Source organism: Ideonella sp. FW305-24, from assembly GCF_058788035.1.
In genome coordinates this window covers 1-16,129 of sequence record NZ_JBYTAI010000027.1, presented here as the reverse complement: position 1 = coordinate 16,129, position 16,129 = coordinate 1, and the positions used below count along the sequence as shown (strand labels likewise).

15 protein-coding genes are annotated in these 16,129 nt (G+C 62.8%); all 15 read right to left on the bottom strand.

All coding sequences use genetic code 11. The features are described from left to right. Nucleotides 1–301 precede the first annotated feature (301 nt). The 15 genes from AC3WR5_RS33185 to AC3WR5_RS33115 are packed head-to-tail and all read right to left on the bottom strand — an operon-like array spanning nt 302 to nt 16,017. Nucleotides 302–1,504, bottom strand: a complete 1,203-nt coding sequence (locus tag AC3WR5_RS33185) for a glycosyltransferase family 4 protein (protein ID WP_492490058.1) — start codon at nt 1,502–1,504, stop codon at nt 302–304. Continuing rightward, nucleotides 1,501–2,736, bottom strand: coding sequence for a glycosyltransferase family 4 protein (locus AC3WR5_RS33180; RefSeq protein ID WP_492490057.1), 1,236 nt, complete (start codon nt 2,734–2,736; stop codon nt 1,501–1,503). Before AC3WR5_RS33180 ends, AC3WR5_RS33185 begins: the two co-directional genes overlap by 4 nt. A gap of 10 nt (nt 2,737–2,746) precedes the next feature. After that, nucleotides 2,747–4,078, bottom strand: a complete 1,332-nt coding sequence (locus AC3WR5_RS33175; protein ID WP_492490056.1) for a hypothetical protein — start codon at nt 4,076–4,078, stop codon at nt 2,747–2,749. A gap of 4 nt (nt 4,079–4,082) precedes the next feature. Then, entirely contained in the window at nt 4,083–4,961 is an 879-nt protein-coding gene (locus tag AC3WR5_RS33170) for a glycosyltransferase family 2 protein (RefSeq protein WP_492490055.1), read from the bottom strand. Further along, the gene (locus AC3WR5_RS33165; RefSeq protein WP_492490054.1) at nt 4,958–6,094 is read right to left on the bottom strand and encodes an NAD-dependent epimerase/dehydratase family protein; all 1,137 of its coding nucleotides are present in this window, start codon (nt 6,092–6,094) and stop codon (nt 4,958–4,960) included. The genes AC3WR5_RS33170 and AC3WR5_RS33165 overlap by 4 nt, the downstream gene beginning before the upstream one ends. A 3-nt stretch (nt 6,095–6,097) precedes the next feature. Beyond that, nucleotides 6,098–7,015, bottom strand: coding sequence for a class I SAM-dependent methyltransferase (locus AC3WR5_RS33160; RefSeq protein ID WP_492490053.1), 918 nt, complete (start codon nt 7,013–7,015; stop codon nt 6,098–6,100). 53 nt (nt 7,016–7,068) lie between these two features. Beyond that, nucleotides 7,069–8,088, bottom strand: a complete 1,020-nt coding sequence (locus AC3WR5_RS33155) for a glycosyltransferase family 2 protein (RefSeq protein ID WP_492490052.1) — start codon at nt 8,086–8,088, stop codon at nt 7,069–7,071. After that, on the bottom strand, nt 8,085–9,473 hold the full coding sequence (locus AC3WR5_RS33150; RefSeq protein ID WP_492490051.1) for an MATE family efflux transporter: 1,389 nt from the start codon (nt 9,471–9,473) through the stop codon (nt 8,085–8,087). Before AC3WR5_RS33150 ends, AC3WR5_RS33155 begins: the two co-directional genes overlap by 4 nt. Next, nucleotides 9,470–10,498 carry a GDP-mannose 4,6-dehydratase gene (locus AC3WR5_RS33145; protein WP_492490050.1) on the bottom strand — a complete coding sequence of 343 codons (1,029 nt, stop codon included), beginning with the start codon at nt 10,496–10,498 and terminating at the stop codon, nt 9,470–9,472. Before AC3WR5_RS33145 ends, AC3WR5_RS33150 begins: the two co-directional genes overlap by 4 nt. Next, a complete protein-coding gene (locus tag AC3WR5_RS33140) occupies nt 10,495–11,379 on the bottom strand; it encodes an NAD-dependent epimerase/dehydratase family protein (protein ID WP_492490049.1) in 885 nt (294 codons plus the stop codon). The genes AC3WR5_RS33145 and AC3WR5_RS33140 overlap by 4 nt, the downstream gene beginning before the upstream one ends. 11 nt (nt 11,380–11,390) lie before the next feature. Then, entirely contained in the window at nt 11,391–12,734 is a 1,344-nt protein-coding gene (gene rfbH, locus AC3WR5_RS33135) for a lipopolysaccharide biosynthesis protein RfbH (protein WP_492490048.1), read from the bottom strand. Next, nucleotides 12,731–13,807: a CDP-glucose 4,6-dehydratase gene (rfbG, locus tag AC3WR5_RS33130; protein ID WP_492490059.1), complete on the bottom strand. Its 1,077-nt coding sequence runs from the start codon at nt 13,805–13,807 to the stop codon at nt 12,731–12,733. Before rfbG ends, rfbH begins: the two co-directional genes overlap by 4 nt. Before the next feature lie 5 nt (nt 13,808–13,812). Further along, a complete protein-coding gene (rfbF, locus tag AC3WR5_RS33125; RefSeq protein ID WP_492490047.1) occupies nt 13,813–14,586 on the bottom strand; it encodes a glucose-1-phosphate cytidylyltransferase in 774 nt (257 codons plus the stop codon). A 38-nt stretch (nt 14,587–14,624) separates the two neighbouring features. Beyond that, complete coding sequence (locus tag AC3WR5_RS33120) at nt 14,625–15,614, bottom strand: FAD-binding oxidoreductase (protein WP_492490046.1); 990 nt, start codon at nt 15,612–15,614, stop codon at nt 14,625–14,627. Nucleotides 15,615–15,633: 19 nt separating this feature from the next. Next, nucleotides 15,634–16,017, bottom strand: coding sequence for a MarR family EPS-associated transcriptional regulator (locus AC3WR5_RS33115; RefSeq protein WP_492490045.1), 384 nt, complete (start codon nt 16,015–16,017; stop codon nt 15,634–15,636). Between the last annotated feature and the right edge of the window lie 112 nt (nt 16,018–16,129).

Below are 16,129 nucleotides of genomic sequence, written 5' to 3'. Positions count from 1 at the left end.
GTCCACGCATTTGTTCGTGGACACAAGCATCCTTGTCCGGCTACGCCAATTCAATGTGACTTGGCCGGACGCTTACGCCGCGCCGGTGTCCCAGCGAACGTGCATGCGCCCGCCTAACATGTCCACGACCTGCGGCTCGGCCGGCTCCTCGCCCGCCCCTCGCCGCGCCAACAACGCCTTGCGTCTTGCTTCACCCATCGGGTGAGTGTGCCAAGACCGCCAATACCCACGCCAGTGCTGGCTTACCGGGCGATCAGGGGATGGCAACTGCCGGATTTAGGCTGAACGCAGTCGGCCCCGCTCAGTTGTTGGGCCAGACGATGGTGCGCCAGCGCTTGCCTAGGCGTGCCTCGGCGTGGTTGCAGGCCGCCTGCCCGATCGCTGCGGCCCCGCGCTCAGCCCAGCCCCCGACGTAGCGCGCAGGGTCGCACACCCACTCTTCAATCTGCGCCGGCCCGCCAGTAAGGCCGTCAAAATCGGCCTCGATGCCTTCGAAAGTCACCTCGGTGCCGAGCGGGACGATGCCATACGACATCGCCTCCAGCACCTTGGTTTTGACCCCGCCGCTCAGGAACGAGGGCGCGAGCAGCACGCTGCCCGGCAGGTATGCGTCGGCCACATCGGCGACAAAGCCGCGGAAGACAACGCCCGGTACTTCGGGGTAGATTCTGCCCTGCTTGCCGAAGATATGCAGCGGCGTCGCTGGCCGTGCGCGCGCCCAAAGCGAGACGAGGAATTCGATCGCCTGGCGATTCTGCAGAAGACTGTCACCGCCGATGAACACAAAGCGCTCCACTGCGACCAGAGGCCGGAACGGCGCGTGCGCGCCCATGTAAGGTGGCACCACGCTCACCCGCACGCCGGGACTCAGCGAGCGCAGATGGCCGGCGTCAACCGAAGAGACCAACACTGTGTCGTCGCACGCCCGTCCGATTCGGCCCTCCGCGGCTCGCAAGGCGCGATGCTCGTAGGAGAGGATGAGGCGCGCAAACAGGCCGTCCAGCACGCAGCGCTGTACCCAGGCCGGCACCATTTTGCGCAGGTAGCCCATCGAAATCGGCTGTCCAGTGCGCGCGAGCACCTCCATGCGGCGCGACATCAGGTCGTCGAAGTCACAGACAATGCGCAGCGAGGGGAAGCGCGCACGCAAGCCCAGCGCCATCTGTCCCGAACGGACGCCGTCGAAGACAACGGTCTCCGGACGCAGGTGCGCTACGAGTGCATCGAGTTCGCGCTCGCTGCCTCCAGCGTGGAACAGCAGCGCCTGCAGCGGGATGGGCCGCAGCGTGAGCACACCCCACGCTGCCGCAGCGAGCAAACGCATGATGCGTCCGGCAGAACGGCGCTCGAGCGCCGAGTGGAGCCGGAGTTGCTTGACCTCGCCGCCTGCCTCTAGGCTTTGAAGGATGAAGGCCATCGTACGTTCGCGACCACTCTCAGCCTCGCGGGGAATCTCGCGCGTGCAGACCAGCAGCACACGCTTCAGATCACCATCCGCGCTCATTCGACAGCCACCTCGGGCCGCGCGGCCAGCAAGGCTCGATAGCGCGCGACGAGTCCGTCGACGATGCCCGGCCAGCCGTAGCTCTCGCTGACCTTGCGAAAGGCCGAGGCGCGCAAACATGCACGCTCGTCGCTTGACTGCGCCAGGTTGAGAATCGCGCCCGCGAACCCTGCGGGGCTCGCCGCCACACTCACCGCCGGCTCGGCGCCGTCGGCGAGACCTTCCGCACCCACCGGCGTCGCAACGACGGGGACGCCCATCGCCCAATAGTCGAGGATTTTCACGCGCATGCCGCCGCCAACCTGAAGTGGCACCAAGGCCACATGCGCGCGCGACGTGATCGGCGCGAGGTCCTGCACGAAACCGTGGACCGTCACGCGCGCCCCTGTGTACGACCTGAACTCCTCAGGCATGTTCTTGCCGACGATGTCCAGGTGGTAATTGAGGCCGGCCGCATCCAGCAAAGGCAGCACCTCTATGATCAACCAGCGCAGCCCCGCCTGGTTGGGCAGCCAGTCCATCGCTGCGACATGCAGCAGCCGAATCAGGCCGCCCTCGGCCGGTGCGGGCGGAAGCTCATCCGGCAGGTCGGCACCCGCGGGCACGACGATCATGCGGGCATCGACACGTGGGTTCATGGCGCGAAAGCGAGCCGCATCGGCCTCAGTGATCGCGAGGATCAAGTCGAACGCGTCAAGTGCCGCGGCTTCGTAGGCATGGAGCCGGCGCGCCTGCAGACCGATCAACGCCTTCTTCATCGGCTGCGTCTCCGAATCCGCCAGGCGCTGCAGGATCACGTGCTCGGCGTTGTGGCACCGCAGCACCCGCAGCGCCTGCGGCGCCTGCGCACGGACCAAAGAGGCATAGCTGGTGGTATGCAGGCTGTCGAAGTGGACCACATCGGGCCGGATACGGACCAGGGCCTCGTGCAACCTCTGCTCGAAGCTGCGGCGCTCATACTTGGCCATGTTGAACGGCTTGCGCGAGAAGACCGTATTCGCCAGAACGCGCGGGATGCTGTTGCGGGCGTCCATGAGGTCGACATGCAATTCGGTGCCCTGCGGCTTCCACTCCGCCGCCCACGTGGCTTCCTCCTGCGGGCACATGCACAGTAGCGCATGGCGCGAGACTTCAGGATGACGACGGTAGCCATCGACAAATCCAAGGGTGCCTTTCTTTCCGCCGTCGATCGGGGGCCAAGGCAGACGATGCGCCAACTGCAACAGGTTCATGGAGTGCAAGTTATGCAAGATCGATGCGGCGCGGCGCAGGTTGCACGGCCGCGGACCAAGAACCAAAGAACAACGCCAAGCGACGCGTGAAAACGAAGAACATCATCGAACTGTAGAAGGCGACCAGCAGCGTCTCAATCGACAGCCGATATCCCACTGTATGCACGACGATCAAGTAGCCAGCAAGAAAACGCGTGGAACGGCTGCCATTGCGGAAGAGCCAGATGTACCAACACATGATCATCGCGTAGAGCACGCAAGCGACGAACACGCCGAGATAACCCGCGTCTGCATAGCCAGTCGCCGGAACCGTGAATGTGAGCGTGGAGCCCTCGTGATAGAACGCGGTGTCGGCCCCGCCTGGAAAGAAGATGCGGGTGAGTTCCGCGTCTTTGTCCGCCGGGATCTTGAACGGAAACAGGCTCGAAGGGAGCAGCACGGTCGGCGTGATAGATCCAAGCAGGTAGAGGAACCAAGTCGGATCGTGCTGCCACATCTCCGAGTACATCAAGGTCGCGTTGTCCACCGGGGACAGATCTGAGGCTGCCGCAAATACCGCCCCAAAGATCGCCGTATCCAGGCTGAGATTGCCTGCATTGCCCGTGCGTACCAAATTGCCCACATACAACAGGATCAGCATCAAGTAGCCCGCGACTCCGAGCCAGAAGATGTTGATCCGGCGCTGGCGCTCAACGCTGAAGTAACACGACATCCAGCCGACGATCACAACCAGCGCGCCGGTGCGCGATGACATCTTCGTCCAGAAGTAGGTCAACAAGATCGTGCCCAGGACAATCGCGAGCGACTTCGTCATCTTGAAGCGCCAGTAGCTGCAAGCCACGACCATCAGCAGGCCGTAAAACAGGATCTCCGCGATGTAGTTGAGATACCAGGAGCCGTTGGCCAGGTTCATCGATGCCTCAAAGGCGTCGACGAGCGAGAACATGTAGGTCGGCGAGTTGAACTTCAGCGTGCTTCCGCCGAATGACACCAGCATCAGCACCAGGAAGGCGCCGACCACACCTCGTATGCTGATGCCGTCGAAATCGTAGATGCGCATGGCCAGGGCCGGCGGGGCACGATCGCCGAAGAACCTCACTGCGACCCAGAGCACCCCCAGGAACATCAGCGAGCCAGCCAGCAACGACTCCACTGCCCCGGCATCGTTGGTCGAATAGGGGTAGTACAAGTCGTAGTAGTACAGCAGCACCGGCTTGAGAACGGTGAAGATGGTCATGTACGACAGCCAGGTCAACGCCAGGACGCGTCCGATCCTGCCACTCAGCAAGCGATAGACCGCAATCAACGCCACGACATGTGCAAAGAGCAGGCCTTCGATCATGACGTCAGCCTTCCTGGCCCCGCAATGCTTCCATGATGCCGGCCCAGGTCGGCCCTCGACGGCGCGAACTCGCAAGTTGGGAGAGTTTGGAGAGCAACGCCACCCCACCCACCAGCCAGCGCTGCGGGCGTGCGTAATGCTTGCGGATGTACAGGAACTTGTTGCGCGTGCTGATGCGCAGGAAAAACGGACTCAGCTCTCCACCGCTGGAGCCACCAACGTAGTGGCGGAACGAAACCGTCGGGTCGTAGGTCAGCGCGATGTCGGCATCCATCATGCGCTTGCAGAAGTCGGTGTCGTCGTAGTAGACGAAGTAGCGCGCGTCCATCGGGCCGACGCGATCGAACACCCGCATGTGCACATACATGAGGCAGGTAGGAGCGTACGTGATGCGCACCGGCGCGGTGATCTGCTCGCTCGTCGCCTGGTCGTCGTGGATGCCCCGCGCGAGCCACCAGCTGAGGCGGCCACCGCCGAACCATCGCTCCTGGCTGTCTCCGTGCCAGGCAAGGCAGGTCCAGGCTGGCAGGCCCTTGGCAATCGCGCTTTCGCGGATGCGGGCGATCAGGTCGTCGTCGCAGCCAATGTCGTTGTTGATCAGCACGACATGCTGCAAACCCAGTTCGCGTGCGCGCTCAATGCCCTGGTTGTTGCCGACAGCGATGCCCAGATTGCCGTCATTGGCGATGAATTCGCAAGGCACGCCATGGGTCTGCGCCAGTTCGCGTGCACGCCCAAGTGACGCGTCGTGAGAGGCGTTGTCTATGACGACCACCACGAAATCATGGTCAGTCTGGCGGCCCATGCATTCGAAGAACAGTGGCAGGTGCTTCTCGCAATTGAAAAGCACGGTAACGAGGGCAATGCGCGAGGCCTGGCTCATGACTTGAACAGACCCTTCTCTTGCATTTCGCGGATGCTACGTTCGTAGGTGTCCTCGGCAACCTCCTGCCGCATGACCCAGTCGGCGAAACGACGCAACCCGGACTGGAAATCGTGGCGCGGCTCGAAACCCAGCAGCCGGCGAGACTTGCCAAGGTCGGCGAAGTTGTGCCGGATGTCGCCAAGGCGGAACGCGCCGGTCACGGTCACATCGACCTTCGCGCCATAGCAGGCGACGAGCGAGCGCGCCACGGTCAGCACGTCCGTGGCCACGCCAGAACCGATGCCGAACACCTCCCCGGCCGCCTCCGCGCGCGTCAGCGCCAGACAGGTAGCCTCGACGACGTCATCGATGTAGACGAAGTCGCGGCTCTCCAGGCCGTCCTCGAAGACCTGGATGGCATTGCCATTCAGGATACGGGTCGAGAAGATCGACAAGATGCCGGTGTACGGGTTCTTGAGCGACTGCCCCGGCCCGTACACGTTCTGGTAGCGCATCGCGACAGGCTCGATGCCCAGCGTGGGGCAGACGGTCAGCGTCATCTGCTCCTGGTTCTGCTTGGTGATGCCATAGACGGAACTCGGATGGATCTTCGAGTCCTCGTCCGTCGCCTGCAGTCGCAGCGGCCGACCGGTGCGCAGACACAGCGGATCGAAACGGCCGACCCGCATGTCAGCCTCGCGGCGTGCGCTGGGATATACGACATTGCCGTCCTCATCGCGGTACTTGCCTTCGCCGTAGATGGCCCGCGACGACGCGACGACCATTCGCTTCACCGAGTGAGGATGGTTCGCCAGCCAGTCCAGCATGCGTGCCGTGCCACCTACATTGACCTCGGCATAGCGATGGATCTCATACATCGACTGACCGGTGCCGGTCTCCGCTGCGAGGTTGACCACCGCGTGCTGGTCCGGCAGGCACAGCGGCCACACAGCCGCATCGCACACGTCACCGCGGACAAAGCGCACGCGGCCGCGGATGCTCGCGTAGAGCGGGGACGAGCTGTCTGGATCGCTGCCGTGGATCTGCGGCGAAAGGTTGTCGAGGACCGTAACGGCGTGCCCGTCGCGCAACAGCCGCAGGGCGAGGTTGGAACCGATGAAGCCGGCGCCACCGGTGATGAGGATGTTCATGGATCAACCCGCCTTGCGAGCGACAAACAGGTCGCCACCGTAGATGCCGTTGCCCGGCTCGTCCACCACCAGGAACGCCGGGTCGAACCCCATCGCCGCGAGCTCGTCAAGGAGTTGCCGGCCGTAGATGCGGTGCGCGACGATGCCGCCGTCGGAATGCGGGTCGCCATGCACATGCCGGTCCAGGAACAGGTGCGACATAGCCCCCGGCTGGCCCGTGCGCACGGTCAGCGTGCGGTTGCCCTGCATGCTCGGGTCGTACGGGATCGTGAAAACATAGGCCCCGCGCGGCGCGAGGCAGCGGAAGATCTGCCTGTGAGCGGTCGTGTCGTCGGCGACATGCTCCATCACGTCCGAACTCAGGATCACGTCGAAGGATGCGTCGGGAAACGGGATGCGCTCCAGGTCCACCACCACCGAACCGTCCGGCAGCGCACTGCCGTTGTCAAGTCCCGGCACGAATTGCGAGTGAACATAGCCGGGCAAGCCGCGCAGCACGCGGTTGATTGGGCTGAAGGAATCCGAGTCGAGGATGCGCAAGGTGCCGGCCGGTTGGCGGCGATAAGCGGCGAGGTCGGTCGCATCCTGACCGAAGCGCTCGCGAACCACCTGCAGCAGCCCGTGGGCGATCTGCCGATCCCGCATCGTCGCCGCGCACGCGCGGCAACGCAGCGTCTCGCGCAGCAGGCCGATGCCGTGCTCGCGCCGGATGTTCACGTCGGGGAAATCGTAGGACATGCGGCCTTGCGTGCCGCAAACATTGCAATGGATGCTCAACGCACCGCAGGTGCGGTCGTTGGCGAAATTGACGCCTGCCAACCGACCGACGATCGAGCTCGGCCGGTAGCGAAAGTCTCGCAGGATCGACAGCGCCAGCCGGCGCTTGGAAAAACGAGGGGCTAGAACGCTCAAAAGGCTCACCAACTCACTCCAGAAATTGTTTTGCTATCCATGGGTGCTTCGCAAATGCGCGCTCAACGCAGTGCAGCGCCGCGCGTAGACCACTCGATCCATGCCTTGCCCCACACACGGCCGAGGAACAGCGCTGCCTTGACAAACGCCAACGGCAGCACAAACACCGGATACATCACGAGGAAATAAAACGGCCCGGCCCCATAGGCTTCGACATAGTCCGCGCGAGCCTTGGCCGAGTCGAATGCGAACTTGCCGTTCCGGCCGACACGCGTCTTGTAGAACAGGTTGGGCAAATGCCGGTAGCGCATGCCATCCACGATCAACTGCAGCAGGTCCGGCCGGTCGGCAAGCTTCACCTTGCAGGCGTCGTAGAAGCGCTGGGTAAATACCTTCGCGAAATCGTAGCCACGGCTGTTTTCAGCCCGCGCGAGCATCACCGGGCGCGGAAAGTAGCCAAAGCGGCCTGCTCGCTTGAGCAGTTCGAGCTGCCACTCGAAGAAGGAAAAAAACGATCCCTTCAACGTCTTCAGATCAGGCTGGGGCACCGCGGCCAGGAAGGCCTGCCGGTCGGCGATGATGCAGGTGATGAACGTGAAGAGGCCGTTGACGCGTGCAGCGAACTGCTGGGGCCCCTCGATCTGCAAAGTCTGCAGCTCGGTCTGTTCGCGATTCCCGTCCAGATCTCCAACATGGAAACGAGTAGGCAAGTAGAGCAGTCCGCAATCAACACCCGGTCCCTGCACGGCATCCAGGATCATCGGGATTGTGCCCAACATCGGCAGGTCATCGTCACTGCAAAGCCAGAGCCACCGGCCCGTGGCAACCTCGAAACAGCGAATGAAGTTGCCGTCCATGCCGAGGTTCTCGGCATTGTGGAAGATCCTGCAGTTCAAGCGCGACTTGAGTTCTTCCAGATAGTCATGCGTTCCGTCCGTCGAGGCATTGTTGACAACGACGAGCTCCACGCGCGAAGCCCAGTTGGGAACTTGTGCAAACTCCTCGGACAGTCGGTCGATGAGCACGCGCAGGCAGTCGGCCCGGTTGTAGGTCGGAATGGCGATGGTCAGCAGCGGGCTCATGAGACTTGGGCGGGCAGAGTGGTTCGCGAGACGGCGGGCGCATACTGGCTGAAGACGTCGCGGCGACGGAGAAAGAGGATCCAGTGCGAGGTCGCGAAGTAGGACAGCGCGCCCCCGAGCATCAGTCCGTAGGCATCCAGGTAGCGCACCAGCACGAACTGCAAACCGACGGCAAGTCCGGCTTGAATGGGCAGGTAGGACGCAATGATCCGTGTGTTGCCGGTCGCGAGGTAGACCAGCGCATATGACTCCGTCCAGACCTTGTTGAGCGCCACAAGGCCGACACCCAGCAGCATTCCGAGTTCGATGTGGCTGACACCTTGCGGTAGCAACGATGAAAAGTGTTCCGCGCACAAGAGCAGGACGGGCAGTGCAACGGCCACATACCCCACCCCGATCAGGAAACTCGACCGAACGATTGCCATGACCTGGGCAGCATCCTGCTGCGCGTGCGCCACGGAAACTCGGCTCCAGTTGGCGGTGAGAAGCGCCGAATATGGAAAGTACAGGAAGCTGACCAGCTTGGTAGCGACGGTGTACTGTGCAAAGTCAGTCGGCGGCAAATAGGTAAAGGCGATGAACTGGTCGAACTGAATGACGGTGAGCGACAGCAGCAGGACAAACCAGAACTGCAGCGCATCCTTGAACAACCGCGATTCAAACCAGTCCGCGAGCCCGCCCGGGGACCAGCCCGCCTCACGCACCACCAGCAGCAGCGCAAAAAGGGGGACCAGGGTGTAAGGGACGAAGTAGCCGGCAAGCGAAGCAGCAAGCAGGCTTTCATCGCCAGAGAGTCGCAACGCCAGCCAAAGCATGGCAAGCGAGAGCAGGTTCTGGACAGCCGAAACCAATGCGGACAGGACAAGTCGATTGGTCGCCGCATACACCTTGTGCACGGTCATCGACACAGCCGTCGTCATCAGGCAGACCACGGTGAAAGCGAGCACGCCGGGACGTTGCAGCAGCCCTGAGGAACCGGAGATCCACCCGTAGGCAAGGAGTGCGAGGACCACAACGACGCCGGACACTGCAGCAAAGCCGGTCGCACCGACCAGACACGACCCAATGACCCTGGCCACCGCTCGGCCATGTGCAAGGCTTTCAGCCACGCGGTTCTGCATCACCGAGCCGAAACCGAAGTCGAGCACAGGCAGCCAAGCAATCAGCCCGACAAGCAGCGCGAACTGGGCAAAGGTCTCCAACGGCAATGCTCGTGCAGCAGCCGCCAACACGGCAATCGTCGCGACCGAGGACACCATGCGCGCAACCCATAGGAGGACGACGTCGCGCAACGGCCGGCGCCGCTCCTGGACCGGACGATTGGATGAATCGTCGTCTCGCGCGATGTCCGCAGGCATGAGGATGTTCTTGCGGTCCGCCGTCAACGCTGCACCAGCGTCTCGGCCCAGGCCAGCATGCGAGCCACACCATCGCGGGCGCTCACCTGCGGGCGCCAGCCGATTCGCTCTGAGATGCGTGCAATGTCGGCAATGAACACACGCTGGTCGCTCTCGCGCGCCGGACCATGCGTGAACCGCAGCGGCTGGCCGATGAACTCGCCGAGCAAGTCGAAAAGCTCGAGCAGCGACAGGCTGTTGTCGTAGCCGCCACCAACGTTGAACGCCTCGCCCGCGATGCGGTCGATGCCTGCCGCGACGCCAAAATACAGGCGGATCATGTCTTCGCCATGCAGCACGTCACGCACCTGCTTGCCGGTGCCTGAAATCGTGAAAGGCTCCTTGCGCAGGCCGTGCTTCGTTTCCGCTGCCATCTGGCAGAACCAGCCCACCCAGCCCTGGTCGGCCGTCGCGAACTGGCGCCCGCCGTACATCGACGAGTGGCGGAACACGACCGTCTTGAGCCCGAAGATGCGGTGGTAGTCGCGAAGGTACTGATCAGCCGACCCCTTGGAGCAGCCATAGGGGCTGTGGAAGTCGAGTTGCACGGCCTCGTCAAAGCCCTCTGGGTGCTCAACGCAGCGGAAGCGCTTGGGCAACTCCTCATAGCCGAACTGTTCAAGGTCACCGTAGACCTTGTTGGTCGACGAGTAGACGACGCCAGCCTGCGGCGCGTGCTGACGCACCGCCTCCAGCAAGTTCAGGGTGCCGAGGGCGTTGACCTCGAAGTCCATGCGCGGGTTGGCGATCGACGTCGTCATCGCAACCTGGCCGGCAAGATGGAAAACCATCGTCGGCTGGAAGTCCCGCACGAGGCGCTCGACGTCGTTGGCGTTGCGGATGTCGCCGTGCACGTAGCGGAATTCACCCTGTGAACGCAACCACGCGAGGTTTTCCTGTGCGCCGTGGCGATAGAGGCTGTCGAAGACGCAGAGCTCGATGCCCTGCGAGATCGCATGCGCGGCGAGGTTGCTGCCGAGGAAACCGCAGCCCCCGGTGATGAGTAGCTTCATGATTGGAATTCCTTGCGAAGGGTGTCTTGCAGGCCGGAAGCGAGGTCGTGCGCAGGGAGCCAGCCCAGCCCTCGAAGGCGAGTGGTATCGGCGACGCAGCGCATCGCCTCATTGGCACGGTACGGCACCGCGCCGAAGGCAAGTTGCGTCGACGAGCCCGTGAGTCGCTGCACGAGTTCAACGAACTCGCGCACACGCGGCGCTTCGCCAGAGCCGATCTCGATGATGTCGTAAGTGGGCAGCGCTGCGACGTGGGCAAGCACTGTGTCGTACGCACTCACAACATCATCGATGTGGATGAAGTCGCGTTGCTGCTCGCCCGCGGTGAGCTTCAGTTCGGGCACACCCTCATGCAGCGCGTGCAACACATGCGTTGTGAACTTGGAACGGTCGTCGCCGGGGCCGTACATGTGCTGCAGTTTCAGGTCGACGAAGCGCAGGCACTCCGGCGAGCGCGCCGCGAGTTGCACACCCCAGTCCGCAAACTGCCGCTTTGTCAGGGCGTACAAGCTCACCTCCGGCCCGAGCACACTCCCGGTGCTGAGGAAGGTCACGTGGCGCTCGCCTTCGCAAATGGCCTGCAGCAGCGAAACACCGAAACCGACATTCGCTTCCAGGATCTGCCGTGGCGTCTCGCCAGCGCGGCCATAGGCGCATGCGGTGTGGACAACCGAGTCAGGCGCAACTGCCTTCAAGGTCTCTGCTGCCTGGTCAGGCGTCGCCCCGACATGCACGGTCACGCAGTCACGCACCGAACTCACGCGCGCCAGCGATGAGCCTGGCCGCACTAGCAGATGCACATCATGCCCCCGTTGTGCCCAAGACCGCACGAGGGCACCGCCCAGGAAGCCACTTGCCCCGGTGATCAAGATTCTCGACATCACCGATGTGATCAGAAGTTGACGCCGAAGAACTCTTCGAGCTTTTCGACCACATAGTCCAGTTGCTCGCGTGAGAGTCCCGGCCACACGCCCAACCAGAAGGTCTGGTTCATCACGATGTCGGTATTGGTCAACTCTCCGCTGACACGGAAGTTGCGGCCGATCATGTAAGGCTGGCGCGTGAGGTTGCCGGCGAACAGCAGGCGCGTGGCGATCTTGTTCTCGTCGAGGAAATTGATCAGGTCGGTGCGCTTCACCCCCGCATCCTCCTTCAGCACCAACGGGAAACCGAACCACGACGGCTCGGAGTTCGGCGTGGCCTCTGGCAGGTGCAGGTATTGCTCAACCGATTGCAGGCGCCCCTTAAGGTACCTGAAGTTCGCCTTGCGAGCCTCAATGAAGTCCTCGACGCGGTCCATCTGTGCCAGGGCGCAGGCAGCCTGCATGTCGCTGATCTTCAGGTTGTAGCCCAGGTGGCTGTAGGTGTACTTGTGGTCGTAGCCCTCGGGCAGGTCACCCAGCTTCCAGCAGAAGCGCTTGTTGCAGGTGTTGTCCTTGCCGGGCGGGCAGTAGCAGTCACGACCCCAGTCGCGGAAAGACTCGGCGATCAACTTCAGTTCGGGGTCGTTGGTGAAGACGGCGCCCCCCTCACCCATCGTGATGTGATGCGCGGGGTAGAAGCTCAGCGTGCCGATGTCGCCGAAGGTGCCAACCAGTTGGCCGTTGTACTTCGCACCCAGCGCGTCGCAGCAGTCCTCCACCAGCCAAAGCCCATGCTTCTTGCACAGCGCCGTGACGACCTCGAGGTTGAACGGGTTGCCCAGGCTGTGAGCCAGCATGATGGCCTTGGTCTTGGGCGAAATCGCAGCCTCGATCTTCGAGGCGTCGATGTTGTGGGTGGCCAGGTCCACGTCGACGAACACCGGCACCGCGCCGAACTGCAGGATCGGGTTGACGGTCGTCGGGAAGCCGGCAGCAACACCGATGACCTCGTCGCCCGGCTTGATCGCGCGGTCCCCGAGACGTGGCGAAGTGAGAGTGGAAAACGCGACCAGGTTGGCCGAGGAGCCGGAGTTCACCGTGATCAGGTGTTTCACGCCCAGGAACTTCGCGAGGCGCTCTTCGAACATCGCATTGAAGCGACCCGTGGTCAGCCAGCCATCCAGGCTGGCATCCACCATCATCTTCAGCTCACCGGCACCAATCACCTTGCCTGACACCGGCACGGCGCTCTCGCCTGGCACGAAAGGACGTGGCGCGTGCACGATGTCCGAATATTGCTGAACCAGCGCTGCGATCTCGGCGCGCAACTGGTCAGGGGTCTTCTTGTGAAACTGGACAGGGGTCTCGGTCATGATGCGATGGCGGTGGCGGTGTAGCGGTCGATCTGCTGCAGGCACAGGGCGCGGACGTCGTCGCCCGCGAGCCAGGCGCGATGCCAGGTCACGATGTGTTCAAGGGCTTCGGCCAGGCTCCAGCGCGGCTGCCAACCAAGCCGGGCACGGGCCTTGGAAATGTCGAGCTTGAGGAAATGGGCCTCGTGCGGATGCTGGCCGCCGTCAAGCTGCCAGCGGGCGCCGTCGCCCCATTGCTCGACCAAGCGCTCGACGATCCATTGCACCGGCCGCGCGTCTTCGTCACGCGGACCCAGGTTCCAGCCGTCGGCAAAGCCCGAACCGTCTCGCCACAGGCATTGCGCCAGCACCAGATAACCGGAGAGCGGCTCCAGCACATGCTGCCAGGGGCGCGTGGATTGGGGGTTGCGAATGACCACTGGTTCGCCCTTCTCGAAGGCGCGCAGGATGTCGGGCAGCAAGCGGTCGGTCGCCCAGTCGCCACCACCGATGACATTGCCAGCGCGTGCAGTGGCTAAAGCCGGGCCACCCTGGACGAAGAACGAACGACGATAGGCGCTGGAAACCAGTTCCGCGCAACCCTTGCTGTTGCTGTACGGATCGTGACCGCCCATGGGCTCGTCTTCGCGATACCCCCAGACCCACTCCTTGTTCTCGTAGCACTTGTCGGTTGTGATGTTGACCACCACGCGCACGCCAGGCGTTTGTCGCACGGCTTCCAGCAGATGCACGGTGCCCATCACGTTGGTCGCGTAGGTTTCGACCGGCTGCGCATAGGACAAGCGAACCAGTGGTTGCGCAGCCATGTGAATCACGATGTCAGGGCGGAACGCGGCCATCGCGCCCAGCAGTGCCGGTAGGTCGCGTACATCGGCAAAGACACTCGACATGCCGTCGGCAACGCGCGCCTCCGTGAACAGGTTGCAGGGGCCTTCGGGCGCTAGCGCATAACCCTGCACCTCAGCTCCCAAGCGTTGCAGCCACAGGCTCAGCCAGCCCCCTTTGAAGCCGGTGTGGCCAGTCAGGAAAACACGCTTGCCCTGCCAGAAGACAGGATCGACATTGCCGGTCATCGCGCTCAATCCCACTTCTTCCACGGCGCCCCGCCGGAAGCCCAAAGCTCTTCGAGCAGGTGCTTGTCACGAAGCGTGTCCATCGGCTGCCAGAAGCCCTCGTGCTCGAAAGCCATCAACTCCCCCTCGGCAGCGAGATTCATCAACGGCTCCTGCTCCCAGACCGAAGCATCGTCCTGGATCTGGGAGAGCACCTTCGGTGTCAGTACGAAAAAGCCGCCATTGATGCGCGCGCCGTCGCCCTTGGGCTTTTCCTTGAAGCTGCGCACCTGGCCGTTCTGGATGTCCAGCGCGCCGAAGCGGCCCGGTGGATACGTGGCAGTGAGCGTCGCTGCTTTGCCGTGCGCGCGATGGAAAGCGATGCTGGCCGAAATGTCGATGTCACCCACACCGTCGCCATAGGTGAAACAGAAGTCCCGCTCCTGTTCGACATACTTTGCCACGCGACGCAAACGGCCGCCGGTCATCGAATCTTCACCTGTGTCCACCAGCGTGACGCTCCAGGGCTCGGCGCGCTTGCTGTGCACTTCCATCTTGTTGTGCGCCATGTCGAAAGTGACGTCCGACATGTGCAAGAAGTAGTTTGCAAAGTACTCCTTGATCACGTAGCCCTTGTAGCCACAGCAGATCACGAACTCGTTGATGCCATGGTGCGAGTACATCTTCATGATGTGCCACAGGATGGGCTTGCCACCAATTTCGACCATGGGCTTCGGACGGGTTGCCGTCTCTTCGCTGAGCCGCGTGCCCAGGCCACCCGCCAGAATCACTGCCTTCATTTGCTCTCTTGCCTTCCTGACTTCAGAACACCCACCGCTCAGTTGGAACTGACGAAGGCATCGAAATAGAACCTCTTGGCATCCAGCCCTGCGGCCAGCAGCTTTTGCTGTGCGCCGTGGATCATCTGCTCGGACCCGCAGGCATAGACCACCATGTTGTGGATGTCGGTCACTTCAGCCAACAGCACATCCTGCACATGGCCCCGCGCCCCGCCCCATTGCGCATCCCCACGCGAGAGCACCGGCACATAGTGCACGCCCGGCCATGCAGCCAGCGGATCGAGGTAGTGGTCCTCCGGACGGCGGCCACCCCAATACAGCGACACTGAAGCTGGCCGCTCTGACTCGGGCATGTCCTTGATCTGAGCCAGCATGGACAACAACGGCGCGATGCCCGTTCCCGTTGCCAGCAAGACCAAATCCACACCAGCCGTCTGGCGGAGAAAGAACGTCCCCCTTGGCCCGTACAGCCTCAGCAGGTCGTTCGCTTTGGCGACACCGAACCAATAGGCACTGAACTCGCCGTGCTCGACCTGCCGGATCTGGAGTTCCAACTGACCCCGGACCGTCGCAGCGCTGGCAATCGAATAGCTGCGCCGCACATTGGCAGGTCCCATGACGTCGACGTATTGCCCAGGCAGGAAACGGAAATTCGCAGTCGGCGGCAGACGCAGCACCACCCGGATCACGTCGGGCGCCAGCCGCTCCAGCATGGACAGGCGGGCCGGGTAAGTCTTTGGCTCAATGCCATTGAGCACACCCAAGTCCTCGATGTCGAGCGACAGATCGCTCGCTGCACCATGCGCGCAGGTCAGGATCCAGCCCGCAGCGGACTCTTGAGGTGACAGCGCCGTGGCCTCCTTGAGCAGCACGGCATCACCTGATGCCAACTTTGCCTTGCAGGTACCACAACGCCCGGTGCGGCAACTGTGCTCGAGCACCAGTCCGCCGGCCGTGGCAGCGTCCAGTATCGTGACCGCCGAAGCGGCTTCAAAGTGAGCACCGGATGCGAGTGTGATCTTGGGCATGTCGGAATCTTCGGGCGAATCAGGCGCGGGAGTCGGGGACCGATCCGGCAATGTCGTCGCCGAGCGAGGCTCGCAGGCTTGCGATCTGTGAACGCAGCAACTCGAACTCTTGCTCCTTGCGGTACAGGAACTGGCGTGTCAGTTGAAGGCGGTGTTTCATACCTGCGGGCGTGAGAAGATAGACGTACCGCAACTTGCTGCCACTACGGCGGAAGTTCCCGGCTTTGACCAGGCCCTTCTCGAACAACGCCCTCAGCAGATAGTGAGTCTTGCCAAGACTGATGCCCATCGCCTCAGCCAAACGCCGCTGCGAGTACTCGGGATGCTGCTCAATCAAGCTCAGCAGTTCGAGATGCGCATCACTGCTCGTCGCATCTGCCGGCGAACCACCACGTTCAATCATTGAACACATTCTACCGTCGAAAGATCGCAGGACTGAGGTAAGCGTCCGGCCAAGTCAGCTCGGCCTGAGGCATGCGGCTGACGCCGCACTTCAGGAAGCGGGCGCCCAGCGA